Here is a 26,397-nt window from a genome sequence, read left to right as displayed (position 1 = left end):
GCATCAAGGTCTGAGCTCTGCCGGTGTCACCGGAGACTCGTACTGGAAGATACGTTCAGCCTAACGTGAGTCAGCGTGCTGCCATGGAATTCCCCACGAGGATGAAGAGGCCGTTACGTGAGGTTGCGCCGGTTTTTCGCAGGGCGTTGGAGATGTGGTTTTCCACTGTTCTCGCGCTGATCCCAAGATGTTCAGCAATCTCAACGTTTGAGCGATGCCCTGCCAACGCAGCGACCTCAATTTCACGTTCGGTGAGTGGCGTCGTCCTGAAAGTGTTGAACGAGAGTTGCTCGTTGGTTGACGGAAACCGTGCTGCGAACAAAGAGGAAGCTTCGGCCATGGCCTCGGCCGCCGCGGTGTTTCCCTCCAGGACGTGGCGCTTGAGTGCACCTCGAAGGAGCATGCCGATCTGATAGTTGTCGGCGTCCAATTCGTAGTGTTTCAGGAGGAGACCAAGCAGCTTGTGATCGCCTTCCACAACGGCGGTGGCAACGGCCATCATCTGGTCATGAGCCGTTACACCGCTGTCCCGCAGGATCTTGCGCAGCAGATCCAGTACCGGGGCACTGGGACACAGGCATGTACATAGGAGTGCTGTCATGGTTGCTTCCAGAATGTAGCCGCTCCTCAGCTGGCGTTTGATGAGCTTGACTGCATGCCGGTCAAAAACCGACGGCTGGGTAGTTTCTGCGGAAACGAGCTCATGCACACCCTTGCCGATACCGGGCAACGGACCAACATCAGGAACCTCACTCCGCGCCTGCGACGCGATGGACAGCGCAGGCGAGATCGCCGTCGTCGCATGCCGTAGGCCTGCGAGCCGCAGCATGGCGTCGTAAAGGACATCGACGACGAAGCCGGGACGGCCCATGGCAAACACACTGCTCATGAGGTACTCGGCTTCCTCGAAATAGCCGCGGTACAGCAGACCGTGCGCCGCAACATAGCTACTGGCCACGACGCCGAACTGATCGAGATTTCGGCGGGCCTCGGCACGCCAATCCAGCGCGAAGACCAAGGAGTCCTCAATCCTGCCTGCTGCAAAAAGCGCGAAACCGTGAAGAAACGGGCGAAGATGCGGGAAGGCGTCGTCGTCCTCAGCCTTCTCTGTCACGTCGAGGACCTTACCCGGCTGAAAGCGATACAGCTCAAGCAAGCTCTTGACGAGTCCTTCCAAGCCCAGCGGTTCATGTTCCGAGCCCTCGGTGGAAGGTTCGGCACTTGGCGGAATCCGACCATGCGAGGCGTTGATGAAGAGGATCGCGGCCTCGGCCGTAGAGGCCTGTTTCGGGTTCTGCTCGGCGAATCCTTTCAGGATGTCCACTGCCGCGCTCACGCGTTGCCCTGAGTAGATCGCGAGGAAGGCCTTGGTGATCGCGAGGAAGAGAACGTCATTGGGGTCGCCGTTGAGCGTGGACGTCTCCTGGCAGACGCGGGTTGCCCGCATAACGTTCACCGGCGCTCCCCAGTAAACCCTGAGCAGAGCGGCAGCATTGGTCGCGGACTTGTTCGCTTGCCATCGTTCATAGCGCGTGCGTTCGCGGCCCGCACTGTGATCGTGAAAATGCCGGGCGGTTACGGCGTCATCGTTTCCCTTTTCGAGCCGCAAGGACCCCAGCACCCGGGATAGGCAGTCAGCAGTGGTTGAATTGCCCTGCGCAGTTTGGGGCACGCCCTCAAGTGCACCAGCAATCTTGTTCCGCAAGAGGTGCCGGTCCCTGAGCGTCTTTTGGCCCCGGAAATAGTCTGCGATGACTGGCGGGCTTATCGCCGCGATCGGTCCGTTGTGGTGATCGTCCATGACTGACAGGAATCCCCGCCGTTCAAGGCCTTCCAGCACATCAGGCTGTACCACCTTTTGAAGAACGTCTACACGGGCGGTGCCAAGGATTGCCATGGTATGCAGGGCAGTGACTTCTTCCGGTTCCAGGTCCGACAGCAGCTCTTCGAGGGTTCCTCTCAGATGGTCGTTCCAGAGGCTGTCACCTGTCATCTGCCACTGCCGGCCACGCATAACCAGCAGCTCGCTTAAGGCCGCGGTCTCCGTAATGCGGACGATGAGCCGAGGGTTGCCGCCGGACTTGGTCAGGATTCTGGCTGTTGTGTCGGCATCCGCAGCAGCCCCCAGCACCTGCGTCACCAAAGTGTGTACCTGCTCAAAATGGAGTGGATTCAGTTGCAGCAAAGCTTCGCGGCCACTGTTCATGACGGCCAGTTGACCTCTTGAGATCGAGCCGCTGTCCGGAGCCGTGACGATCAGCGGACAATCGGACCTGCGCCGAACGGACTCCAGGACCGCCAGCGATTCAATGTCCAGCAGATGGATGTCGTCCACTATCAGGACGTGCTTTCCAGGCTTGGATATCTGGCTTGAGAGCGCATCTGCCATATCCATAACTCCGCTGCGGCCGGGCCGAAGCTCTAAACCCAGGCTCTTGATGGCTGCGTACGGAATTGATCGATGCGTCCGAAGGCCGCTGATTAAGTGGATAGCGATGCCGGTTTTTTCCAGATTGGCCACGACGTTTTGCAACACTGTGGTCCTGCCGCTTCCGGGGGCTCCAATAATCCGCACGCTAATGCCGCGGCCGACGAAATCGAGGATGCGCTGAACCTCAGAATCGAACACTCGATCCAACCTTCTGTTTCTGTGGATGACCGACATGCGGCTCACTTCGCAGGTTAGATTTCGGAAACTGGACTAGGTGGCAAAACAGCCTTGCACAGGCCGTTTAACGCCCGTCTAGGTGGCGATTCCGGCAAAAATGAGTGCTCCCGCGACTCGCCTAGGTGCTGAGCCTGCTTCGAATGAGCTATTGGGAAAGAGTCGTTGGCAGTCTGTTCGTCCATGGAAGACCCTCGGTTTCGTAGTTGATATCAACCACGCTACGGACGTTCGAAGGTGAGTTACAGGGGTGTAATTCGCTATGTGGATATATGTTCTAAGCATCTTTTCTGGATGAGAATATATCTACTACAAACGCGATGACCGCGAGCGGGCGGAGGCTCCAACCTGCTCAGATCGCAGCGGCAGCCATCGCCACATTGCTGCTGTGCAGGCACCCACCGCGATGCCGACTGCCGCGGCCACGACAAGGTGCTCGGTCCGCCAGTCCTCCGGCGTATTCCCCGTCTGATATGACAACCACATGCTGACGGCCCAGGCGACGCCCGTGACTGCAGTCCATATAATCCCAACTTTGGCGGACCACCGGGCGGCCCACCATTGCCCCAGGCCGAGTACCAAGCCTCCCAGACCTGCCATGAGCGGCCACCCCACGGCGTCTGGAAGCATGTCTCCAAAACTGTGCGCCACCAGCAAGGACACAGTGGCCCCAAGGATCCACCGCCAGGCGCGTAGTCCGGACCGCCTCAACAGCACTGCTTGGAGACCACCAACTAAGAGCCCGGTGGCAACGCCGTTCACCAGCGCTCCGGCCGGGTTGAGGTTAAAGGAGTCACCGTTATTGGGCGGCAAGGCTCCAGGGAAATGGAACAGGACACCCGACACCACTACGCTCAAGGCCGTAGTGAGGAGCCATAGTAAAGGAAAGACCCATGGGAAGCGGGTTCCTAATCTTTCGTTGCCCATGCAGCACCCTCTTATCCAGGACAGGCTGGCAAACAGGCCAAACCCGACCCATCATTCTGCAGCTAGCAGTAATTATGGCGGGCGGCGTGCGAAGGGCAAGGGCCCCGGGGCTGAGATGGCCCCAAGGCACAAGAAAAAGCAGGGCCGGTCAATGACCGGTCCTGCTTTTTCGTTTATCCGAAGACTAGATAGCCTGGATGTTTACTGCCTGGGGACCCTTGGGGCCCTGCTCGACGTCGAAGGAAACCTTCTGGTTCTCTTCGAGGGAGCGGTAGCCCGAGGAGTTGATCGCAGAGTAGTGAGCGAAAACGTCCTGGCTGCCATCTTCAGGAGAGATGAAGCCGAAGCCCTTTTCGGAGTTGAACCATTTCACGGTACCTGTAGCCATTTTTTCAGTCCTTACTGAAGGTGGAGATGCTCCCGACTTTCGGGTCTCCGGTGTGGGGTGTTCTCCACCGTTACTTCAGAAGGTCGCGATCCAGATGGATCACGGGGACTGCCTGAACTACCAAATGCCAAACACAACAACACCGTCAAGTTTACATAGATCTGAGCAGATAGCTAGTGGGACGTCAGATTAATCAATCCGATGGGCCAGAGGACGAGAACAAACTGTCGGACATCTGGCTTAGCCTTTGAAGCAGGAAACCAGCTCAAAGCCAGCACGGACCAATCATCGAAGGACCAAATGGACTACTACGCGATCAACACTCTGCGTGAAAGCCATGCAGGCTGGGCACTCCTCCGAGCGCAAAACGCGCCCCTCGCCCTGCACTTCTTCATGTCCGCCTTCACTGATCCCAATCAACGAAACGTCGGCCGTCAGCAGTTGGTCGACGTTCTGGACGATGTCCTGTTCGGCGTGCGGGAGTCTTATGGCGAGGATAAGTTCCCGCGCAATGCAGCGGAGTACCTGGACGACTGGGCGGCGCCGGAACGTGCTTGGCTGCGCAAGTACTACGTCCAGGGCGAAGACGAGCCGCATTACGATCTCACGCCTGCGGCCGAGGACGTGGTGAGATGGGTCGAGAGCCTTAAGGGCCGCGACTTCGTGGCCACGCAGTCCAGGCTGACGAGTATCTTCGCGGTCCTGAAGACCCTGGTACAGCAGTCGGAGACAGACCCGGAAGTGCGTCTTGCTGAACTTCAACAGCAGCGGGACCAAATCGACAAAGAGATGCAGCAGATCCGGGACGGCGTCGTGAAGGTGATGACTGCGCCGGAGGCCCTGGACCACTTCCAGCAGCTAACCGCTTTGGCGAAAGATCTGCTCTCGGACTTCCGGGAAGTCGAGCAGAATTTCCGGAAACTGGACCGCCAAGTACGCGAGCAAATTGCTACGTGGGACGGCAGCCAGGGCGAACTCCTCGACTCGATCTTTGCCAACCAGCAGGACATCGGAAGCTCACTCCAGGGCCGCACCTTCCAGGGTTTCTGGGACTACCTGATGTCCCCGCAGCTCAGGAGGGAACTCAACGACCTCCTTCACAGGGCCACGCAGATTGAGGCCTTGTCCCGCATGGACAACCTCCACACCATCACCAACCTCCACCAGGACTGGCTGCCGGCAGTGGAGCAGACCCAAAGCACAGTCAGGCAACTGTCGCAGCAAATGCGACGACTTTTGGACGACAAAGTCTTCCTTGAAAACAAGCGCATCATGCAACTCATCCGCAGCATCGAGGCGAGCGCGCTGGACCAACGGGACCAGCCGCCGTCGAACTTTGTCATGGAGATTGAGGCGCCGTCCGTGGACGTCGCCTTGCCGTTCGAGCGGCCACTTTATGAGCCGGGCAGCCGCGTGATGGTGATGGACGAGGTGGTAGCTGCGGATGACCAGGAGCTGGATGCCAGCGCGCTGTTCAGCCAGTTCCATGTTGACAGGGAGCGCCTGAAGTCCAACATCGAAAGTGTCCTTGAGGAGTCGGACCAAGCGACGCTGGCAGATATCACAGCCGCACACCCCTTATCGCAGGGCCTCGCGGAGGTGGTGGCGTATTACCAGCTTGCTACAGAGTCGGACTGGGCAAGCATCAATCCCGAAAGCACGCAACAACTAACGTGGCAGTTGGAAGACGGCAGCACTCGGGAAGCAACCATCGAGCAAATCATCTTTGTGAGGCCGGCATGAACATTGCAAGCGAAACCACTACGTCTGACGAGCTGCCGGCGGTGGTGACCAAGCTGTTCAAGGGCGTTGTGTATGCGGAAACTGACGAGAAGGTGTGGCAGTCGCTGCTCACCTTGACATCGCAGGTGCGCGATTACGTGGCCGTGCTGGGGCTGAACCTGATCCTTGATGAGTCGGAGGGCTACGCCTTCCTGAAATCGCGTGAGGATCCCGAAGGCACGCTCCCCCGGCTTATCCCCCGCAGGCAACTCACCTTCGATGTCAGCCTGTTGCTCGCCTTGCTCCGGAAGCGGTTGCTGGAATTTGATACGAACAGCAGCGAACTCCGCCTGATCATGACGGAAGAGGAGCTGAGGGACATGGTCTCGGTGTTCTTACCGGAATCGAGCAACGAGGCAAGGATTATGGACCGGTTGAGCACCAACATCAAGAAGGTGGTGGAGCTCGGTTTCCTGCGAAGGCTCCGCGGCGAAACGGGCACGTACGAGGTAGCGCGGATTTTGAAGGCGTACGTTGATGCGCAGTGGCTGGAAGAGTTCGACGCGCGGCTGGCCGACTATCGCGAATCACTCACCGGGAGTAAATGACCATGAGCACTGATGTTCAGGACAGCCTCTTCACGCTGGAGGAACCAGCGGAGGAACAAGCGCACGACGGCGCTCTGCCGCCCGGGTTCAGGCTGCAGCGTTTGGAGCTGCTCAACTGGGGCACGTTCCACGGCGGCGTGCGCACGTTCCGTTTGGATGGGGCGAACAGCCTGCTGACAGGCGACATCGGCTCGGGTAAGTCCACGGTGGTGGATGCGATCACCACGCTTTTGCTCCCCGCCAACCGGATTGAGTACAACAAGGCCGCAGGTGCCCAGAAGCGTGAACGCACGCTGATGTCCTACGTCAGGGGCTTCCACAAGAGCACCCGCAGTACGGGCGGCGAGTACTCCAAGCCTGTTGCGCTGCGAGCGCCGGGCACGCTCACGGTGGTCCTTGGCGTCTTCCACAACGACGTTGTGGACAAGACGATCACGCTGGGCATCACCTTGTGGACCATGCAGGAAGCCGGCCAGCCCACGCGTTTCTATTCCCTGGCCGAGACGGAGCAATCAATCGCCGAGGACTTCTCCAACTTCGGCCAGGATCCGGCCAAGCTGAAGAAGAAACTCCGCGCGGCCGGGGTGAGCGTCCACGATACCTTCGACCCTTACGCTGCGGCCTTCAAGCGGCACTTTGGCATCAGCGGCAACCAGGCCATGGATTTGTTCCACCGCACGGTTTCCATGAAGCAGGTGGAGAACATCACCCACTTCGTCCGCACCAACATGTTGGAGGACGATGACGTGGAGGCACGGATCACCACGCTGATCAGCCATTTCGACGATCTCAAGAAGGCACATGAAGCCGTGGTCCGCGCAAAGGACCAGATCGAGATGCTCAAGCCGATCCGGGAAAGCGCAGCCACCCATCAGAAGCTGAGCTCGGAAGAACACCAGGCCCGCCAGCAACGTGACCAGCTGCATCCATGGTTCACCGACCAGCAGCTCAGGCTGAGCCTTGAACACCAGGCTGAGCTGGAGCAGACAGGTCAGAAGCTCCGCGAGGACAGCACCCAATTGGCCTCGGACATGGCCCGGCTTCGCCACGAACTCGCAATCGTCCAAGAGGATATACGCACCAGTGGCGGCGGCAGGCTGGCCGCCATCGACGCCGAAGTCGCGCAGCTTGAAGAGACGGCCCAGACGCAACGCAAGCGTTTCGAGCAGTACTCAGCTGCCGCCGTCGAGCTTGGGTTGAACGCTCCTGAAGACCGGGTTCTGTTCGATGCGAACCGGGCCCGGCTGGGCGAGGTGGAACAGAGCCTCGCGGTCAGGGCGGCGGAGCTGCAGGAGCGCCGCACCGCCTTCCATTCAGAACTCAACGAGCTGGCGGCGCGCAGGGAGAACATCGACGCCGAGTTGGCGAGCCTTGGTTCCCGGCCCACGTTGCTTGAGCGCCCGCAGCTGGAGCTTCGGCGTCGTATCTGCGAGGGCACTGGCATTGCCGAGTCCGCACTCCCCTATGCGGCCGAGCTGCTGCGCGTCCGCGAAGGCGAAGCCGAATGGGAAGGTGCCGCTGAGCGGACGCTGCGGGGCTTTGCGCTGTCCCTGTTGGTTTCGGCGAAACACTACGCTGCGGTGAGCTCGTGGGTTGACGCCAACGATCTCAAGGGCAGGCTTGTCTACCGGAAGGTGGGTGACTCGTACTCGTCACGGCCGCCTGCACCGGGGACCTTGGGGGCGAAGATCGCCATCAAGCAGGGCACGCCGTTCCGCGATTTTCTGCTGGATGAGCTCAGCACGCGGTTCGACTACATGTGCTGCGACACCATGGAGGATTTCCGCAGGTATCCCAAGGCGCTCACCATCAACGGGCAGTTGAAGGGCACCCGCGGCCGGCATGAGAAGGATGACCGCAAGGGTCTCATGGACCGGCGCACTTTCGTGCTGGGCTGGGACAACCACGAAAAAATTGTCCGGATCCGTGCCGAACGCGACGACGTCGATGGCAAGCACCGCAGCGTCGGTACCCAGTTGGCGAAGGTGGATACGTCTCTTGGTGACGTGGGCCGGTTGCGGCAGTTGCTGGGCAACGTCGGGTCCGTGGCTGAGTTTTCCGAGATCAGCTGGAAGTTGACCGCCCGCAAGGTCCAGGAACTGAAGGACGAGAAGCTCGAGCTCCAGTCGGGCAGCAGCGTATTGCAGCAGCTCACCGCGAAGGAGTCGGAGGTTTCCGGCCGCATTGAGCGGCTGCAAGAGCGGTCGGACAAGGTCCAGCAGAGGCTCGGCGCCAACGAGAATGCGGCGCGGGATATCGCGGCAGCTATTGAGGAATGCCGGCTGACGCTGACGGATCAACCGCTAACGGACGACGACGGCGTGTTGGCGGCAGTAGCCCAGCTCACCGCAGCGGCACTCGGTGACAAGGAACTCACCTACCGGAACACGGGTGCCGCTGAGAGTTCCGTTCGATCGGGGCTGACGGCGAGGATTGACGGGCTGACCAAGCGCATCGCGAATGCTGCCGCCACCACCGTGCGGCTCATGGCTGACTTCCGCAGCAAGTACCCCAACGAAACCACGGACATAGATGCAACCCTGGAAGCCGCGGATGAGTTCAACCGGCTCCTTGAACAGCTGGAGTGCGATGACCTGCCCCGGTTCGAGGCGCGATTCAAGGACTCGCTGACGCATAACACCATCCACGAGGTGGTCGCTTTCAATGCTTTCCTGGACAGCAGGCGGCAAGACATCGTGAACCGGATCAGCGAGATCAACCAATCATTGGCGGAGATCGAATACAACCCGGGCCGGCACATCCAGTTGGAGCACCAGAGCTCCACGGATCTTGATGTGAGGCAGTTCGGCATTGACCTGCGAGCCTGCTCTGAAGGAACCATCGGCGATGACGATCAGTACTCGGAACAGAAGTACCTCCAGGTGGAGCGGCTGATCGAACGCTTCCGGGGTCGCGAGGGCTACAGCAGCTTGGACGAACGCTGGACGGCCAAGGTCACTGATGTGCGGAACTGGTTTACCTTTTCGGCCTCGGAGAGGTGGACGGAGACCGGCGAAGAATTCGAACACTTCACGGACTCCGGCGGCAAGTCCGGTGGGCAGAAGGAGAAGTTGGCCTACACGATCCTGGCGGCGGCCTTGGCGTTCCAGTTTGGGTTGGCGGCTGGGAAGGGAGCTGCCCGGGGCGCTTCGGGCGGCGCCGGCAAGGGCAGAAGCTTCCGTTTCGTAGTGATTGACGAGGCCTTCGGCCGGGGCTCCGACGAGTCCGCACGGTATGGCATGGAGCTGTTCCAACGCATGAAGCTGCAGTTGCTGATCGTCACACCGTTGCAGAAGATCAACGTCATCGAACCTTTTGTGGCGCACGTGGGCTTCGTAGCCAACACCAACGGGAACGACTCCCAGCTTCGGAACATGACCATCACGGAGTACCGCGAAGAACGGCAGAAGCGTGCCGGGTAAGTCTGCGCGGTCCCGCTGGACGTCGCTGTCCTCGCTGCGAGCGATGTCATTAACTGCGTGGGACCGCGGACAGCTGTTGCGGGAGGCTCTTGAACCCTCCGGCACGTATCCGCGGCGCCGTGCTTTAAAGCGGCCCTCTGCCACGGAGCTTCGCGACAATTATTCGGCTGCCCGTGAATGGGCTGCGGAGCTGTTCGCCGCCGCAGGCCCGTTCAGTCTGGAAACGCTCGACGTCGGCCGCACCACTATCGGTTCAAACCACCTTCCCGCTGTGGCTGTGTTTCCGTCGGTGGAGGACGAGGTTGGATTCGTTGGTAAATTGCGGGAGTTAGCCCGGTTCCGAACTCTTACTGCTTCACTGGTGGATCTTGATCCCTTGTTGAAGGCGTGGGCGCTGAAGCGACCACTCGCACTCTTGGAGTTGGGCGATGCAGCGTTGACTGCTGCGCGGGTGGCTTTGTGGCTCCGCGATCATCCCACTCCGGGGATCCATGTTCGGCAGTTGAGCCTGCCCGGGGTGCACACGAAGTTCATCGAGACGCATCGGCGGACGATTGACGAGATTGCATTGGTGCTTCAGAGCTCCCAGGCCCAGGATGCACCGCCCGTCGCTTCAGGCGAGGACGAGCTGCTGGACGTGCCCGCGGTTTCTGACGCCGGCGAGGCCTTGCTAGGACGATCCGCCGCCCGAACCCCGGCTGCACGCTTCGCGGTCCGCCACGGCTTTCTCCATCCCCCGGAACAAGTGCGCTTCCGGCTTCTGGATCCGGCAATCCCGTTGCTGGGTGATGCCCGGGACATCACTGTGACAGCATCAGCCTTCCGGACCCTTCGGCTGCCCGTCACTCACGTGATCATCACCGAAAACCTCGTGAACTTCTTGGCTCTTCCGGAGCGGCCGGACACAGTGGCGATCTTTGGTGCTGGCTATGGATTTTCCTCTCTGCGGGAGGCCTCCTGGTTGCAGGAGTGCGACGTTCTGTACTGGGGGGATCTGGACACGCACGGTTTCCGGATCCTGGATCAGCTCCGCTCCGTCCATCCGCATGTGTCGAGCGTGCTCATGGACGAGAAGACCCTGCTGGCACATCGCGATGCTTGGAGCGTGGAGGCAACCCAGTCCCGCGCTTCTCTGGGCAGGCTGACTCCTGAAGAAGCCCGCCTCTACGAGGCTTTGCAGACGGGCAGCTACGGCGACGGCGTGCGACTGGAACAGGAGCTGATTGGCTGGGAGTGGGCGATGGAGAGGCTTGAGAGTGGAATGAACACTAAACCTTTCCGTACATTTGCCGTACACTGGAGCAAGGAGGTAAGACCTTGGCAATCACCAAATCGCGACGCTTAGAGTTGCGCACTGACGAATCCACGGACCGGTTAATCGCTGAAGCCGCGGAGCTTCTCCATGTTTCAAAGACTGCGTTTGTAACTGACGCAGCCCGACAAGCCGCACAGCGGGTCATCGCGCGCGCAGATGTCACCCTCATGGCTCCGGAAGTTTTTGACTCAATGATGGCTTCACTGGATGTTCCTGACGAGTCAGCAGGGCTTGAGGCGCTTTCCAGGCTCCCTAGACTTATCCGTCGATGAATGAACCTACCTACGACGTTGTGAAGTTGGCCCCCGGCATCGAACTGGGGGCCTTCGATTGCGGTGAAGCAAGCTACAACGAGTGGCTCACCGAGTACGCATTGAAGTCAATGGATTCGGGGGCAAGCATGGTCTACCTTCTCCTTGAGAACAAAGCCACTGACGACAGCCGCGTAGCTGGGTACTTCGCCATCTGCCCAACGCTTGTCGTCCGGGATGACATGCCTAAACCTGTACAACGTAATATGCTCCGAAACACTCCCGGCTGGCTCCTGGCCAAACTCGCCCTCGACATCACGCTTCGGGGCGACAAGGAGAAACGATGGGGTTCACAGCTACTGCGCGTGGCATTAGAGACCCTGGTTGAAGCCGCAGCCGTCGGAGGAGGGCAAGTTATCGTCGTTGATGCTGATAACCCAGGTCTGGTCGGGTGGTACACGCGTCATGGCTTCACAGCGACGGGCGCTGACGATCTACGCCTGTACATGAAAGTCTCGACCGCCCGGAAGTACCTGATGAACGCCGTCGCCTGATCTTCTAGATCTCGCCTTCTCCCAACGGCTAAACCGCCCGCCAACACAACGAATCCAGTCACGGCCGTCACGTTTCGCCCCCAGCAGACACCTGATGAAGGGATAAACGCGAAAGCTGAGGCGGGACATTTAGATGGACAACGAACACGGAGCCAGCGGAACCAAGCTCGGACTACTGCCGTTCAACAGCATCTCGCGCCCGGCACGGAGGCTCTAAGTACGCCGTGTTGCGGTCGAATCGCACTCGGGCGGGTTTGCTGGCGGTCGTGGTCAGCTTGTCCTCCATGCAAGTGGGCAATGGATTGGCCGTTGGACTGATCGAAGCCATGGGCCCCAGCATGGCGACGACACTAAGGGTGGGCATCGGTGCGCTGCTGCTTCTGCCAGCACTCCTGCTCAATGGGTCTTCGATAGCTCCTCGCCCTCGCTCTCGCCCAAGGCAGGTCGCGGCGTATGGCATTGTGTTGGGCTTAATGCAGGTTTCCTTCTACCAGGCAATTTCCCACATCACGCTGTCACTGGCTGTTTCCATAGAGTTCCTGGTCCCACTCATCGTGGGCTGTTTGCGTTCACGGTCCCCTCGGACCAAGCTGCCAGCGGTTGGAGCCATGCTCGGGCTAGGTCTTATTGCCGATTACAGCGGAGGCTCAAGCCTTGCTGGGGCATTGTGGGCCCTACTGACGGGCGTCCTCCTGAGCATCTACATCAAGCTCGGGACCGACATGCCACCCGGAACTCACCCGTTGGTGATGCTGTCCAAGGCCCTTTGGATTGCCTTGCCGGTTGTCGTAGCGGCCCAGCTCATGTCCCCATCGTCAGTTCCCCCAACCATGGTTCCGTTCACGTCCGGGGCAATCGCCGTAGCGGTTTTGACGATGATCATTCCGTTTTCCTTGGAATTGTTTGCAATGGCGCGTCTGCGGCCTCTCCCATTCGCGATGATCTCGGCCTTGGATCCGGCCTTAGCATCGGCTGTCGGGGCCGTGGCCCTTCATCAACTTCTGAATCTCCGTCAATTCACGGGGTTGATTATTCTTACCGGATGCGCCGTTCTGGCCATCTGGGCAGACACAAAACGGGCCCCCGATAACCACGTGAAGAGCTAACGAACATTGGCATCCCCGCCGCAGAGCCAAATCGCGTCTGCCGTCCAATCCACCAGATGGTGACTATCGAACCGCCCGGGCCGTAAGCTGCAGACGGATCTCTTCTCACGCCTAAACCAGGAGGACGAGCAATGCAGATGCCCAAGCCGTCGGATGCCGACAAGGAACGTTTCCGTTCAGTGCTGCCCGACCATCCCGACGTCGTCGTCAAACCAATGTTCGGCAACCTCGGCGCTTTCGTGAATGGCAACATGTTCGCCGGTCTGTTCGGGCCTACTATCGGCGTCCGCCTTTCCGAGGCCGACAAGGCCGAGCTCGAGTCGGATCACGAGACTCAACCTTTCGGCCCCGAAGAACGCCCCATGGGCGGTTATGTTGGTCTGCCCGAAGCGTGGAACGAGGACGCCGCGCAGGCCGAGCCTTGGGTGGCCAAGGCCTTTGACCATGTTGCAGCCCTGCCGCCGAAGGCACCCAAGAAAAAGGGCTCCAAAAACTAGGACCTCTTCAGCTCGACGGACCCTCGCCAAACCAGCCAATAAGTGCTGAGATCAAGCTATGCCCTCGATGAATGGACGAACAGCGCTCGTGACCGGGGCCACGGGCGGCCTGGGTAAGGCCATCGCCACTGCACTTGCACGCGAAGGAGCGTCCGTCGTCGTGGTTGGACGTTCAGCAGCGCGGGCAGAAGATGCCATCCGCGATATCCGGGCCAAAGAACCGAACGCGGTTCTCGAACCGCTCGCTTGCGACCTCTCAAGCCAGGCCTCGATCCGGTCGGCAGTAGACGGGTTCCTGTCGCGCCACGACAAGTTGGACGTGCTGATCAACGCGGCTGGAGTATTCCGCAAGGAGCGTCACGTGACCCCGGATGGGCTTGAGCTCACGTTCGCCACGAATGTGATGGGCTACTTCCTGCTGACGAACCTGCTCCTGGACGCGCTCAAGCGCGGCGCCGGCGCAGATGGGGCGCGGACTTCGAGGATCGTTAACATCGCCTCCAAGTATTCGGGAGGCCCGTCCACCACCAAGATCGACTTCGACGATCTGCAAACCGCCAAGGGCAGTTACAGTTACCTTCGCGCCACTCCCCCAACAATGCTCGGTCGGGTCCTGTTGACGCAGGAATTCGCGGAGCGCCTTCGCGGATCCAACGTGGTGGTGAACGCCGTGCACCCGGGCCTGGTAAAGCACACGGCGCTACTCCAGGACGTTGGCGGACCTTTCCGCTGGATGACGAACACCTTCGGCGCGACTGCTGAGAAAGCTGCCGATACCCCCGTCTGGCTGGCCACCGCTCCAGAAACTGCCGCTGTGTCCGGGAAGCTCTGGGCGAAACGCAAGGAACTGCCGACGCCCGGCATGGGCTCTGATCCGGCGGCGCGGAAGCGGCTGTGGGAAGAGTGCACCCGCCTGGCCAAGATCCTGTGACATTCCGCCCCTGAACAGCCCTCCCGAAGCCGCATCTCCAGGCGTACAGTGCAGCCATGGAACCCATTCGAGTGGTCCTCCTTCCGGGCAGTGTCCTTCCTGCGGGGCCCGCCTATGGTGCGCTGCTTGAGGCCTTGGGGCCGGACGTCGACGCCGTGGCCAAGGACCTGGATCTCTATGAGGGCGACCAACCGCCGTCGGACTGGACGCTCGACACCGAAGTCGACGGCGTCCTGCGGGAGGCAGGCGCCAAACAATGGGACATGTTCCACCTCGTGGGCTATTCGGGCGGCGGGGCCGCGGCCCTCGCCTTCGCTGCCAAGTATCCCGAGCGCCTGCTTAGCCTCACACTGTTGGAACCCGCATGGGCGGGAGACTGGGGCTGGAGCCAGGCCCACGCCCGCTTCTGGGAGCAGCTGGGCGCGCTCGAGTCGCTGCCTCCGGAGCAGTTCATGCCGGAGTTCATGAGGCTGTCGGTGAGGCCCGACGTCGTCCTGCCGCCTCCGCCGGCGGGTGACCCGCCGCCGTGGATGGCCAAGCGGCCTGCCGGAATCAGGGCGTTCCTGAAGGATTTCCGGAACTATCACCTGGACCGCGAGCGCCTGGCTTCTTTTGAACGTCCCGTGCTGTACGTTCTGGGCGGCCTGAGCAATCCGGACCAGTACGGTGACATCGCCGACCGCCTGTCCACTGTGTTCCGGGAGTACCGTGTGGAGGTGTTTGAGGAACGCCACCACTTCGATCCCCCGCACCGGATTGAACCCGGGCGGCTCGCGGGCATGTTGCGCGAGCATTGGCAACGAGCCGAGGGCAGCAACAATGCCGACTAATCCAATAGACACGGTCATCATCGGCGCAGGGCAGGCGGGACTCGCGACGAGCTACTGGCTCACGCAGTCCGGCGTCGAGCATCGGATATTGGAGCGTCGGGATTCCTTGGGTGGCGCGTTCCAGGATCGCTGGGACGGGTTCTACATGAACACGCCGAACTTCAGCCTGGACCTGCCCGGCATGCCGTACTCCGGCGACGATCCCGAGGCCTTCATTCCCCGCAACGCTGTGGTCAACCTCTTTAGGCGATACGCGGAGGTGATCGGCGCTCCCGTCCACACGGGCGTGGACGTAACGCGGCTGGCCACTTCCCCCGACGGCGGATTCAGTATTGAATCGTCGCTCGGGCACATGAAGGCCCGCAAGGTGGTGTTGGCAACCGGCGCGTACCAGGTTCCCAAGGTCCCGGCCGTGGCCGCCGGCCTTTCCAAGGAGATCGTCCAGCTCCACACGCACGACTACCGCAATCCGAACCAGCTGCCCGACGGCGCCGTCCTCATCGTCGGAACAGGCCAGTCCGGCGGTCAGATCGCCGAGGAACTGCACGACGCCGGCCGCGAAGTCCACCTTGCCGTCTCCACCTGCCCCGAAGCACCCCGCCGATACCGCGGCCACGACCTCATCTACTGGATGCTCGAAACCGCCAAACACGGCCCCGACTACGGCATCAACGCCCTCACCCGCGAGGCACTCCCCTCCCCCGCCGCCCGCTTCGCCTGCAACCCACTGCTCTCCGGCACCGAAGGTGGCCATGATATCCACCTCCGCGAACTCGGTCGCCGCGGCTTGCACCTGCACGGCCGCCTGGAGAACGTCGACGACGGCGACATCACCTTCAGCGACGACCTTCCCGAACGCCTCGCAACAGTCGAATCCAGCTTCAACCAACGAATGCGGAAGGCCATCGACGCCTACATTGCAGCGGCGGGGATTGATGCTCCAGGGCAGTCCCCCTTGCCCTCGGATGACTGGCTGCCCGCTGAGCCAGCGAGGTTGAACCTGGCCCAGGCAAACATCACGTCAGTCCTGTGGGCCACCGGATACAAACTCGACCTGTCCTTCATCGACATCCCCGTCCTGGACGAATGGGGCTACCCAAAGCACACGTCAGGCGTCACCGAACAGCCCGGCCTGTACGCCGTAGGGCTTCCCTGGCTGACACGGCACTACTCGTCGATCCTCGGCGGTGTGGGGCTGGACGCGGAGTACGTGGCGGGCAAAGTTGCCGGGTGAACAAATAGCCGACTGCACCGGGCCCGCCGGACAGAAGTAACCGACCTGCCCGCAGCTCTGTCGTTGCACGAGGGGCCTTGGTGTTCAGCGCGCTACCGGCCTGAGTTGGACCGGGCAGCTCATGTTCCGGTCTTCGCAGAACGTTGGGTCAAACGACGCTGTGCGGTGAGATCCTGATCGCTCGTTAAGACGCGCCGATTTTCATTCCAGCCATACATAACGAACACGGTTGCAGTAGTCCCCCCATCATCGCGCATCTCATCGTGCGGTCTTATGTACGTGATCCAAGCCAGCAACAGCACGGAACGTGTAATTGGTTCCATAGGCACGATGATCGACCGGCTTACGGGCATAGCCGAGACGTCAGACCCTGGGTTAAAGATCGATCAATTGGTATATGCAGCTTGCTGGCCTAATCGCTCTTTTCGCAGCCTGTCGTCCGTCTACGTGGATAATTCGTCGTATGGATTCGCTTCGCGCCGAGATCAGCCTCCTGCCAAACCCTGAAGGAGGCCGTAGAGGTGCTATCGATCTGAGTGGTCGCTATAGGTCCCATCTGAGAGTCGACGGTGGGGAGTACCTGAGGGTCGCACTCCGAAGCGACACGGGAGCCACCCTTGAGCCTGGGGAAAGCGGCATCGTTCCCCGGCACTAGTCTGACGCTAGGAAATTCACCTGGATCCGGGAGCGAGCTCATGAATGAACGCAAGGCCGCCTTCACCGTCGCATTCCCGGAGGCGAGGAAACCCAGAACTGCCGGCACTCTAGCTTCAGTATTCCTCTTCGTGACCTGGATCCTCATTGGTGTGGCAATGTTCGGGCCACCAGGATTTTCGGGCCTTCCTTGGATGGCCGTCTCGGTCATTCCCTTTGCACTTTCTCTGGCATGTTCCATTTATGGAAGGCGGAAGCAGAAAGAGCTTGCACCCATCATCAATCACCGATTCGCGAAAGAATTCGTCGCGCACACCAAGGATGCCTACCCGCAGGACGTGGACATCTTTCCCATGAGCTGAAACCGCGACACAACGTCAACTAGGCAACAAGCCGGCAAGGATTTCCAGCACGTGCCCGATAGCCGATCCCTTGCCGGACACCCGCATTTATGGGGTGCCGCCTGTGCTGAACCCGACTCTACGATTTCGGCGAGCCTCTCCAGTAACTTTCGGCTGGCGGCGAGTTTGGTAATCCTTGTACGCGTGACTTGCACCTTATGGGGTTCCGAGTGGGACAGGAGCTAGGCTGGCGGGGTGCGGATCGACGGCGTGGAACTCTGGGCTCTGCTGTACAAGTTGGACGATCCAGCGCACCTGGAGGCGCCGCAAGGATTCGACTGGAAAGCCGCGCGCCGACAGTTCGACGGCCTCGTCGCACGGCTCAACACCGCTTTTCAGACCACGTGCGAGACGGATCGGAATATCGAGGACGCCTCGTATCACGCCGAGGTCACCGTTCCTGCCGACGCAACGGCTACCAGAGGGAACCTCGTCGTCCGGGTCTCGAACTTCGGCAATCTCGCCGTCCTGGCGCTTGAGAACCCGGGGGCTTATGACCAAGAGGAGTTCGATGCGCTTGTTCACGAGAGTGACCTCACACGCATCTATGAATGCCTCGACGAGGGAGACTACACCCTCGTTGCGGAAGCGCCGCTTTGGGAGCCCTACGACGGCCGCGTGACCGCTTGGGTGTTCCTGTCAAGCAAGCCGAGCTGGTGGATCAGGTACTTCGACTACCTATAGCCGGCCAGATAAATGATGCTTTCAACTACAGGAGAAACGATTGCAAGTGAACAAAATCCTGATATTCACTTTCGTGGCTCTGTTCGGTTTAACTGGTGCCTACTGGGGAAAATACCGTTTCCCCTCCTTGAGGCCGGGATCACCTATGGACAGGATTCTTGGCGTCATTAATGTGTTTGGCAACGTAGCAGTCGCCCTGATGGGAATAGCGTTAATCATGACGACCGAGTTTTCTGGGACACCGGCGCTGGGATTCATTGCGTCGGCGCTGCTTCTCGGTTCCGTGTTCTTCTATCGCGTGCGGGCTCCAGATTTGAGAATGGCATTTGCCAGCAACAGCGGGCGCCGCGGACAACCCCACGATCAACAGCGGAAGACGAAATGGCCCTACACACTTACCTACATGACCGGGTACTCGTGCATGATTGCCTATATCTCGACCATCCTTAGTCACCTTTAAGTACCGACACCTTCCCAACCAACTGTGAAATAGATGGCCGTGAAGCTGGCTGATCCAGGATGAGACCATTTGCCAGGTGTCCCCCAACCTTCGGAGAACCGGGTGCCCGTTCAAGGATCGTCTTACGTGCGCCCGGTGCGATACCGAACGATCACAAACTCAATAGGTGGGACCAAGCCACAACCTTGGGGAAGTGTCCCCAAGGTTGGACTGTCCTGGTTCGAAGGAATGGGACACCACCAACATCGATTGTGGGTGGGGCAAATCTGCGGTCCTATCGGTGGGGACCAATAATACGAGGTGGGATATTGCCCGCTACACGCACTGCGGGCGATACGTTGGATCCGCGGGGCCGCTTTGGAGGAGCGCGTTGGAGACGAGGGACCACACGTTCGGATCGTTAGGAGATTGATCGTGTTCGAAAGTGTCGAGAGGGCAGTAGTCCTGGAGCACAAGGTTGGACACTTGCTTCCCCGGCCCAACAAGAGCCTGGCTCGTGTAAGGGGTAACGACCTCGTCGTAACGGGTCGAGATGACGGTGTAGGACGGGCCGGGTACGGTGTCGCCGATCGAGTTGAGCTCGGCCATGAACGCCGACCCGGCATGCTGGTCCGCGCAGGCCTGGCACAGGGTGCTCGTTGCGGTCGTGTCGAGAATCATCCCCGCGGGCGACGGAGCGATGAGACCTTGAGTGCCATGGCTCGACGGCGCAATGCCGACGAGGTGGTGCACATACTTGGCGCCGCCGAGGAAGCCGATGTAGTACCGCGGCATCATCCCGCCTTGGCTGTGCCCGACCAGATCGACCTTCTTCGCACCCGTCGCACCGAGAACTGATTTCACGAACGTCGCAAGCTCAGCTGCGGAGTTCCGAATTGCCCCGCTGGCGGGGACACCGTTGGCCACCCCGTAGTTGAGCGCGAAGACGCAGTACCCCTGGTCCTTGAGCACTGGTGAAAGCAGCGCCCAGTTCTTGTACATTGTCTCGAACGTCCCCGGGACGAGGACCACCGGATATGGATGCACGCTCGAAGGCTTGCACGTCCAGTCATTGGCTCCGGGAGGGTCCGGCGAGATCGAGTCGGCCTGAGCCGCGGGTGCGGCGAAGAGTCCAATGGTGAGCGCCGCAGCGGCGAGGACGGCAGTGAGTCGGAATCGGCGCATGGCCTGCCTTTCTCTTGGCCGCGAACTCCTATGTCCGCGGCATTCCTAGTTACTTTGCAGTAACTTACCGGCGGGTTGCAATAGGGTGCGAAGATATTGAGAAAACGTGCACCCGCACGGACCGGGCTTGCCGCACAAGCGCTCGTAAGTCGATCTTCACTAGGCGGGCGCAGTAATCAGCAGCGGACCAGGGTCCAGTAGAAGTCATTAGCACCGGCCTCGGCGGACCAAGATCAAGGCAGCAAAGGCCGTTGCATAGGCTGCCAGGCCTCCCAGCATCATGATGGTCCAAAGGCGAGCCCAGCTCTCCTCATGGGTGGGCCACATGAGCAGAGCCTTAGCCGATTTCGGTCATGTCCCCCACCCCAGGCGTCCCCTCAACCAGGGCGTACCGCTGCATCACCGCACCCTTCGGTGACGCGATCACGGGCTCAATGAGTTGAAGGTTCGTCGGAACCACTCCATCGGCGAACACCTTCTTCCCCCGGCCCAGAAGGATTGGATACACCCACAGATTGAGCCGGTCGAAGAGCCGCTCCGAGAACAGGGTCTGCACAAAGTCCAGGCTGCCGATCACGTGAATGTTCTCGTGCTTGCCCCGCAGCTCGCGCAAGGAAGCCGCCACGTCAGGACCAAGCTGGGAGGAACCATCCCACTCAAGGCTTAGCGACTGACGCGAGGCCACGTACTTCGGAATCCGGTTGAACAACCGAGCGATTCCATTGTCCTGGTGTGGCCAGTACGAAGCGAAGATGTCGTAGGTCCGGCGCCCGAGCAGCAGTGCATCCATTCCAATCATCCCGGATTCGACCTGTTCGCCAACGGCATCGTCGAACAGAGGCGCCTGCCACCCGCCGAACTCGAAACCGCCCTCCGGATCTTCCTCAGGGCCACCGGGCGCCTGCGCGACGCCGTCCAGCGTGGTGAACAAGTCAATATGGATCAGTCCCATGTCGGGTTCCTTCCCTGCTGCCCGTCGTCACCCCGGCGACAGGATCATGTCGAGGCTTCCACACGAACCCCCGAGAGGCAATGGTCACCAGAGAAGAACGACGACGGCGACAGCACCTTGCGCTGTCACCGTCGCCGACCATGGGGCTGAGTTACGGAAGCCCTCTACGCTTCCTTCAAATCAAGCTGCGGTGCCGGCCGCCGGAACCCGCGCGTGAGGATGGCGAGGTAGACGAGGCCCACGCCAGCCCAAGCGAGCCCAAAGGTAAAGGACAATCCACTCAGGCTCGTCCACAACCAGATAGTTAGCGCAAAGCCGATTCCCGGCAGTATCAGGTTGTAAATCACTCCCCTGGTGCCGCGATCCTTCCGGTCAAAGTAGTAGTGCTTGATGACCGACAGGTTGACGATGGAGAACGCGACCAGCGCTCCGAAGCTGATGAGCGAGGAGATGGTCAACAGGTCGAGCACGAAGGCAAGCAGTGAGACGCCCGATGTGATCAGAATCGGAAGAACGGGCGTTTGGAACCGAGCATGAAGCCTTCCCAAAGCTGGCGGGAACACGCCGCTGCGGCCCATGGAGTGGATGATGCGTGAGACCGAAGCCTGCGAGGTGAGCGCCGATCCGAGGCTGCCCGCGACATAGGCAGCCGTGAAGAAGGCGACGAGCAGCTCCCCACCTGCCTTGCCGATGACCTCGATGGCAGCGGAGTCCACATCGTTGAAGCTGCTGACCGGAAGAACCAGGTGGCTGATGTAAGCCAGACCGAGGAAGATGACGCCGGCCAGGATGGTGGTCAGCATGATGGCCTTGGGCAGGTTGCGCTTCGGGTCCCTTGTTTCCTCGGCGAAGGTGGAGACGGCGTCGAACCCGAGGTAAGAAAGGCAGAGGATGGCGGAGCCGGCGAAGATCGGTGAGAGACCTTCGGCACTCTCGGCTCCGGTGAAGGGAGCCATCAAGTCCAGGTTGCCGGTGCCCGTGATGGATGAGAGTCCCAGTGCGACGAATAGAACTATGAAGAGCGCTTGGAGTCCCACCACCACGAAATTCGCCTTCGCGATCGCCGTGATTCCGAGGACGTTCAGTACCGTCACCGCGGCGATGGAGACGATCATGAACGCCCAGGCTGGAATGGCTGGGAACGCTGCTTCCATATAGATGCCGATGAGCAGGTAGTTGATCATCGGCAGCAACAGGTAGTCGAGCAGGAGCGACCAGCCGGCCATGAATCCCAAGCCGGCGCCGAACGACCGCGTCGCATACGTGTAGGCGGAACCACCGAACGGGAACGCCTGCGACATCCGACCATACGAGCGTGCCGTGAACAGCATGACCACGAGCGTCACGGCGTAGGCTGCCGATAGTCGCCCACCCGTGAGTTCCACGACGATGCCGTAGGTGCTGAAGATCGTCAGGGGCACCATGTAAACCAAGCCCAGCAACACCAGCGACGGAACACCGAGAACGCGGCGCCAACCCTGGTTTACGGTCTGAGCGGAAGTTGGCCCCACAGGCTTCTCGCCTGCCGGTGTATCTGTTTCAAATGTGGGGGTCATGGGGATCCTAAGTCGTCATGCTGGGGTTACTAACGAAGCTTCGGCCTTGCCGAAACTTCCTAGCTGCGACTGGACCTGCGGGGTTCCCGCGATCCTGAGGTGCTGGATTGGCTCGAGCTCTACGGTTAAGGGCCCGAGCACCATGCTAGAAATGAATAGCGTTCATTTATTGTGGCGGTGAGCCGGCTCACAGTCAATATGTGAAGGAGTGACGGACCAGTCGGGCTTTGCAACAATCCCTATCGCGGTGCCGGGCACACAGATCTCGAAGGCCATGGCCGCGGCCGCGCTCTCCGGCACCGAGGGCGGCCACGACATCCACCTCCGCGAACTCGGCCGCCGCGGCATGCACCTGTATGTCCGCACGGAAAACGTCGACGACGGCGACGTCACCTTCAGCGACGGCCTCCCCGAACGCCTCGCAACAGTCGAGTCCAGCTTCAACCAACGCATGCGGAAAGCCATCGACGCCTACATCGCAGCCACGGGCATCAACGCAGAGGAGCAGCCTCCAACACCGGAGGACCACTGGCTGCCCTCGGAGCCGGCCCGGCTGAACTCGCCCAGGCGAACATCACGCCAATCCTCTGGGCCACCGGATACAAACTCGACTCGTCCTTCATCGACATCCTCGCGCTGGACGAATGGGGCTATCCAGCGCACACGGCGAGCGTCAGCGAAAGGCCCGGTCTATGCGCGGTGAGGCTTCCGTGGCTAACGCGGCCCTACTCGTCGATCCTCGGCGGCGTGGGGCTGGACGCGGAGTACGTGGCGGGCAAAATGGCCTAACTTGGAAGACCTGGCTTTCCGGGAACCATTTGCGGAGCTGCGGACACTACAAGGCATGAGGCAAACGGGGGAATCCGATCAAGACCTGTGGCAAGAGTGCGTCGCAGGCAACGCTGACGCATTCGGTGCCCTATTCGACCGGCATGCGGATGCGGTCTTCCGGTACTGCCTGAGCCGTTGCGGTTCCTGGCATGATGCCGAAGAACTCGCTTCAATCACCTTTCTAGAGGCATGGCGGCAACGGGACAGGCTCAAACTGGAACGAGACAGTGTCTTGCCTTGGCTTCTTGGGGTCGCAACAAACGCGAACCGCAACCGTGCCAGGGCAGCCAAACGGCATGCCGCTTTTCTTGCCAGGCTGCCGCACTCGGATTCACGTCATGGGGAACACGAAGCCGACCATGCGGAAGCGATCGCTTCGAGGCTCGACGCCGAACGTTCCGTCCGAGACTTGCTGGCCACGACGGCGGGACTAAGCGACGGCGAACGCGACGTAGTGATCCTGTGTCTACTGAACGGAATCGGTCAGGACGAAGCTGCAACAACACTAGGCATCCGCGCCGGGACGGTGAAGTCAAGACTTCACCGCGCCCGAGTTAAGCTGACCGCCTTCAGAAGGCCAAAAGAGCGCATCGAACAAACCGACACGAAAATCGTTGAAACGAGACTGTCATGAACCTGTCTGAAGTGACTTATCCGAAGGACACCAAAAACCGCGTCCAGACCCTTCTCGTCGAGGAAGCGAACCGGACATCCCGGTCCGCTCGTAACTGGCTAGAAATCACCGGGATACGGGCCAGAACACTGCAGCCCCTCGGGGCCGACGCCCAACATGGAAGTTCCGCCTCACGCGGCGAAAGCAACGGCGAAGCCCAAGCGCAAAAGCTCTCGCAGCCGAAGAGGATAATCCGGAGGACAATCCTTGTCTCCGGAGCGGCAGCGGTGCTGGCTGGTGGTCTCGTCGCATCGGACGTAATTCATTTTGGAGGAAACACCATTCCGTCAACGGCTCATGCTGCTGAGCTGTTGAACAGGGCCGCCGACTCCGTCATCGCAACGACGGATCCTGCGGTTGGTCCGGGGCAGTACTTAAGGCTCGATACGGCCGAATCAACAATCAATGCCTCCGAAAACGGTCTCATGTGGACCGCGCGCTCAGACAACCAACTCTTTGTTCCGTACGACCGGAACGGTGAATGGGTTCTGAATCTTGGTCCTCTTGAGCCAGCAGAGTACTTCGGCGCCGCCACCGAGGAAAAGGTCGAAAACTACTATAGATCCAAAGGGCTCCAAAGCCCTGAGCCCGGTCGACAACTACGCGGTCTGGGAGGCACCGTCGTTTTCAGCGCGAATTCCGTGACATTTGGGAATCTGAGCCCAACGGAGGAAGCGACCATTCCGAGGGAACCTGCGGCTTTGGTGGATTGGATCAAGGCCGAGATCAAAGGCACCGACGCCAGCGTTTGGAGCTTCATTGCAGGTCAACTGGCCACCGGAGTCGTGCCGGCCGAGTGGAGGGCGGCGCTCTACCGGGCTGCGGCCCTGGTTCCCGGCGCCATCGTCACGGAACAACAGATCACATTGGATGGCCGCTCCGGGACAGCCGTCGGCAGAACCGAGGACGGGGTGCGCACGGACGTCATCTTTGACCCGGCGAGCGGGCTATTCATCGGCATGCGCGCGGTCAACGAAACAGGAAACTCAATCGTCCCCGCGGGCACCACCACAGCTTGGACTTCCGTCCGAACATCAGTCGTAGACTCTATCGATTGACTGTTACCCGGTCCTGGGTGGGGCGCATGAGCGGAGCCTTAGCCAATTTCGGTCATGTCCCCCACCCCAGGCGTCCCCTCAACCAGGGCGTACCGCTGCATCACGGCACCCTTTGGCGAGGCAACCACCGGCTCAATGAGTTGAAGGTTCGTCGGTATGACACCATCGGCGAAGACTTTCTTCCCACGGCCCAGAAGGATTGGATACACCCACAGATTGAGCCGGTCGAAGAGCCGCTCCGCGAACAGTGTCTGCACAAAGTCCAGGCTGCCGATCACGTGAATGTTCTCGTGCTTGCCGCGCAGCTCGTGCAGGGAAGCCGCCACGTCGGGACCGAGCTGTGAGGAGCCATCCCACTCAAGGTTCAGCGACTGACGCGAGGCCACGTACTTCGGTATGCGGTTGAACAACCGCGCGATTCGATTGTCCTGGTGTGGCCAGTACGAAGCGAAGATGTCGTAGGTCCGGCGCCCGAGCAGCAGCGCGTCCATCCCTACCATCCCGGATTCGATCTGTTCGCCCACCACATCATCAATCAGAGGCGCCTGCCAGCCGCCGAACTCGAAACCGCCTTCCGGATCTTCCTCAGGGCCACCGGGCGCCTGAGCGACGCCGTCGAGCGTGGTGAACAGGTCAATATGGATCAGTCCCATGTCGGGTTCCTTCCCTGCTGCCCGTCGTCACCCCGGCGACAGGATCATGTCGAGGCTTCCACACGAACCCCCGAGAGGCAATGGTCATCCGGACAACATCGACGACGGCGACAGCACCTTGCGCTGTCACCGTCGCCGACCATGGGGCAGAGTTAGGAAGCCCTCTACGTTTCCCTCAATCAAGCTGCGGTGCTGGCCGCCGGAAGCCGCGGGTGAGGATGGCGAGGTAGACGAGGCCCACTCCAGCCCATGCGAGCCCAAACGTGAAGGACAATCCGCTCAGGCTCGTCCACAGCCAGATAGTTAGCGCAAAGCCGATTCCCGGCAGTATCAGGTTGTAAATCACTCCCCTGGTGCCGCGGTCCTTCTGGTCAAAGTAGTAGTGCTTGATGACCGACAGGTTGACGATGGAGAACGCGACCAGCGCTCCGAAGCTGATGAGCGAGGAGATGGTCAACAGGTCGAGCACGAAGGCCAGCAGCGAGACGCATGAAGCCTTCCCAAAGGTGGCGGGAACACGCCGCTGCGGCCATGGAGTGGATGATGCGTGAGACCGGTCAGCGATCCATAACACACACCCATCCTGGTCGTCAGATTAGTGCCAGGCTCCAGGCGCGAGATTTTGGAAAAGCTGGGAGAACTCAAAGAACATGCGGTTCTTACTTCAGAAGAGTTTGAAAGGGAGAAAGCCAGGATTCTCGGTCTAGGGTGAGGCGACAGCCGAAAAGAACGCTAACTGAGTGTCGACTGAATAAGTGCGAGACCCTGGCCATAGCCGCTACCGGTTACGCAGGCTAAATCACTGGGTTGATGCGTTTGTTGGTCGCGCTTCGTATTGCCACTATATGTGCCCCGGTTATG

25 protein-coding genes and 1 pseudogene are annotated in these 26,397 nt (G+C 60.4%); 17 read left to right on the top strand and 9 right to left on the bottom strand.

Features of this window, described 5'->3' with window-relative positions; all coding sequences use genetic code 11:
- Positions 1-70: 70 nt before the first annotated feature.
- The 3 genes from J2Y41_RS06640 to J2Y41_RS06630 all read right to left on the bottom strand — a co-directional run bounded on the left by J2Y41_RS06640 (position 71) and on the right by J2Y41_RS06630 (position 3,980).
- Positions 71-2,629: a LuxR C-terminal-related transcriptional regulator gene (locus J2Y41_RS06640; RefSeq protein WP_309927351.1), complete on the bottom strand. Its 2,559-nt coding sequence runs from the start codon at positions 2,627-2,629 to the stop codon at positions 71-73.
- 345 nt (positions 2,630-2,974) lie between these two features.
- The gene (locus J2Y41_RS06635; RefSeq protein ID WP_309927349.1) at positions 2,975-3,523 is read right to left on the bottom strand and encodes a hypothetical protein; all 549 of its coding nucleotides are present in this window, start codon (positions 3,521-3,523) and stop codon (positions 2,975-2,977) included.
- A 253-nt stretch (positions 3,524-3,776) separates the two neighbouring features.
- Complete coding sequence (locus J2Y41_RS06630) at positions 3,777-3,980, bottom strand: cold-shock protein (RefSeq protein WP_011773907.1); 204 nt, start codon at positions 3,978-3,980, stop codon at positions 3,777-3,779.
- Positions 3,981-4,280: 300 nt separating this feature from the next.
- Between J2Y41_RS06630 and J2Y41_RS06625 the strand changes: the two genes are divergently transcribed.
- The 7 genes and pseudogenes from J2Y41_RS06625 to J2Y41_RS23105 all read left to right on the top strand — a co-directional run.
- Positions 4,281-5,723 carry a DUF3375 domain-containing protein gene (locus J2Y41_RS06625; RefSeq protein ID WP_309927346.1) on the top strand — a complete coding sequence of 481 codons (1,443 nt, stop codon included), beginning with the start codon at positions 4,281-4,283 and terminating at the stop codon, positions 5,721-5,723.
- Positions 5,720-6,310, top strand: coding sequence for a DUF4194 domain-containing protein (locus tag J2Y41_RS06620; RefSeq protein ID WP_309927344.1), 591 nt, complete (start codon positions 5,720-5,722; stop codon positions 6,308-6,310). The genes J2Y41_RS06625 and J2Y41_RS06620 overlap by 4 nt, the downstream gene beginning before the upstream one ends.
- Positions 6,311-6,312: 2 nt before the next feature.
- Entirely contained in the window at positions 6,313-9,732 is a 3,420-nt protein-coding gene (locus J2Y41_RS06615) for an ATP-binding protein (protein WP_309927342.1), read from the top strand.
- A 43-nt stretch (positions 9,733-9,775) separates the two neighbouring features.
- Positions 9,776-11,077 (top strand): Wadjet anti-phage system protein JetD domain-containing protein, encoded by a 1,302-nt coding sequence (locus tag J2Y41_RS06610; RefSeq protein WP_309927339.1) that lies wholly within the window; start codon positions 9,776-9,778, stop codon positions 11,075-11,077.
- Positions 11,050-11,319, top strand: a complete 270-nt coding sequence (locus J2Y41_RS23110) for a DUF1778 domain-containing protein (RefSeq protein WP_224091415.1) — start codon at positions 11,050-11,052, stop codon at positions 11,317-11,319. The genes J2Y41_RS06610 and J2Y41_RS23110 overlap by 28 nt, the downstream gene beginning before the upstream one ends.
- Positions 11,316-11,852, top strand: a complete 537-nt coding sequence (locus tag J2Y41_RS06605) for a hypothetical protein (protein WP_224091413.1) — start codon at positions 11,316-11,318, stop codon at positions 11,850-11,852. The genes J2Y41_RS23110 and J2Y41_RS06605 overlap by 4 nt, the downstream gene beginning before the upstream one ends.
- A gap of 284 nt (positions 11,853-12,136) precedes the next feature.
- Positions 12,137-12,406, top strand: a pseudogene (locus J2Y41_RS23105) (EamA family transporter); the annotation flags it as partial.
- Between the two features lie 182 nt (positions 12,407-12,588).
- Here J2Y41_RS23105 and J2Y41_RS06600 read toward each other — a convergent pair.
- Positions 12,589-12,735 (bottom strand): hypothetical protein, encoded by a 147-nt coding sequence (locus J2Y41_RS06600; RefSeq protein WP_224093962.1) that lies wholly within the window; start codon positions 12,733-12,735, stop codon positions 12,589-12,591.
- Between the two features lie 354 nt (positions 12,736-13,089).
- On the opposite strand from J2Y41_RS06600, the gene J2Y41_RS06595 reads away from it, so the two are divergent.
- The 7 genes from J2Y41_RS06595 to J2Y41_RS06565 all read left to right on the top strand — a co-directional run bounded on the left by J2Y41_RS06595 (position 13,090) and on the right by J2Y41_RS06565 (position 18,649).
- Positions 13,090-13,455: a TfoX/Sxy family protein gene (locus J2Y41_RS06595; protein WP_224091411.1), complete on the top strand. Its 366-nt coding sequence runs from the start codon at positions 13,090-13,092 to the stop codon at positions 13,453-13,455.
- Positions 13,456-13,522: 67 nt separating this feature from the next.
- A complete protein-coding gene (locus tag J2Y41_RS06590; RefSeq protein WP_309927335.1) occupies positions 13,523-14,386 on the top strand; it encodes an SDR family NAD(P)-dependent oxidoreductase in 864 nt (287 codons plus the stop codon).
- Between the two features lie 56 nt (positions 14,387-14,442).
- On the top strand, positions 14,443-15,216 hold the full coding sequence (locus tag J2Y41_RS06585) for an alpha/beta hydrolase (protein WP_309927333.1): 774 nt from the start codon (positions 14,443-14,445) through the stop codon (positions 15,214-15,216).
- On the top strand, positions 15,206-16,450 hold the full coding sequence (locus J2Y41_RS06580; protein ID WP_224091403.1) for an NAD(P)/FAD-dependent oxidoreductase: 1,245 nt from the start codon (positions 15,206-15,208) through the stop codon (positions 16,448-16,450). The genes J2Y41_RS06585 and J2Y41_RS06580 overlap by 11 nt, the downstream gene beginning before the upstream one ends.
- 695 nt (positions 16,451-17,145) lie before the next feature.
- The gene (locus J2Y41_RS06575; RefSeq protein WP_309927329.1) at positions 17,146-17,466 is read left to right on the top strand and encodes a hypothetical protein; all 321 of its coding nucleotides are present in this window, start codon (positions 17,146-17,148) and stop codon (positions 17,464-17,466) included.
- A gap of 234 nt (positions 17,467-17,700) precedes the next feature.
- A complete protein-coding gene (locus tag J2Y41_RS06570) occupies positions 17,701-18,189 on the top strand; it encodes a hypothetical protein (RefSeq protein WP_309927327.1) in 489 nt (162 codons plus the stop codon).
- 46 nt (positions 18,190-18,235) lie between these two features.
- Positions 18,236-18,649, top strand: coding sequence for a hypothetical protein (locus J2Y41_RS06565; RefSeq protein WP_224091397.1), 414 nt, complete (start codon positions 18,236-18,238; stop codon positions 18,647-18,649).
- 315 nt (positions 18,650-18,964) lie between these two features.
- On the opposite strand, the gene J2Y41_RS06560 is transcribed toward J2Y41_RS06565, so the two are convergent.
- The 3 genes from J2Y41_RS06560 to J2Y41_RS06550 form a co-directional block, all read right to left on the bottom strand.
- Positions 18,965-19,813, bottom strand: a complete 849-nt coding sequence (locus J2Y41_RS06560; protein ID WP_309927322.1) for an alpha/beta fold hydrolase — start codon at positions 19,811-19,813, stop codon at positions 18,965-18,967.
- A 337-nt stretch (positions 19,814-20,150) separates the two neighbouring features.
- Positions 20,151-20,765 (bottom strand): dihydrofolate reductase family protein, encoded by a 615-nt coding sequence (locus J2Y41_RS06555; protein WP_309927320.1) that lies wholly within the window; start codon positions 20,763-20,765, stop codon positions 20,151-20,153.
- Positions 20,766-20,929: 164 nt separating this feature from the next.
- Entirely contained in the window at positions 20,930-22,321 is a 1,392-nt protein-coding gene (locus J2Y41_RS06550) for an APC family permease (RefSeq protein WP_309927318.1), read from the bottom strand.
- Between the two features lie 247 nt (positions 22,322-22,568).
- On the opposite strand from J2Y41_RS06550, the gene J2Y41_RS06545 reads away from it, so the two are divergent.
- From J2Y41_RS06545 to J2Y41_RS06535, 3 genes are all read left to right on the top strand, one after another.
- Positions 22,569-23,024 (top strand): hypothetical protein, encoded by a 456-nt coding sequence (locus J2Y41_RS06545; protein WP_309927316.1) that lies wholly within the window; start codon positions 22,569-22,571, stop codon positions 23,022-23,024.
- A gap of 87 nt (positions 23,025-23,111) precedes the next feature.
- Positions 23,112-23,786 carry an RNA polymerase sigma factor gene (locus tag J2Y41_RS06540; RefSeq protein ID WP_309927314.1) on the top strand — a complete coding sequence of 225 codons (675 nt, stop codon included), beginning with the start codon at positions 23,112-23,114 and terminating at the stop codon, positions 23,784-23,786.
- Positions 23,783-24,883, top strand: coding sequence for a CU044_5270 family protein (locus J2Y41_RS06535; protein WP_309927311.1), 1,101 nt, complete (start codon positions 23,783-23,785; stop codon positions 24,881-24,883). The genes J2Y41_RS06540 and J2Y41_RS06535 overlap by 4 nt, the downstream gene beginning before the upstream one ends.
- A 38-nt stretch (positions 24,884-24,921) precedes the next feature.
- Here the strand turns inward: J2Y41_RS06535 and J2Y41_RS06530 are convergent, their stop codons facing one another.
- Entirely contained in the window at positions 24,922-25,536 is a 615-nt protein-coding gene (locus J2Y41_RS06530; RefSeq protein WP_309927308.1) for a dihydrofolate reductase family protein, read from the bottom strand.
- Positions 25,537-25,711: 175 nt separating this feature from the next.
- Entirely contained in the window at positions 25,712-26,110 is a 399-nt protein-coding gene (locus tag J2Y41_RS06525) for a hypothetical protein (RefSeq protein WP_309927305.1), read from the bottom strand.
- Positions 26,111-26,397: the final 287 nt, after the last annotated feature.

This window comes from Arthrobacter sp. 1088, from assembly GCF_031455315.1.
GTDB lineage: Bacteria > Actinomycetota > Actinomycetes > Actinomycetales > Micrococcaceae > Arthrobacter.
Note: the sequence above shows the minus strand (reverse complement) of the source record. Positions and strands in the feature narration are given on the sequence as shown.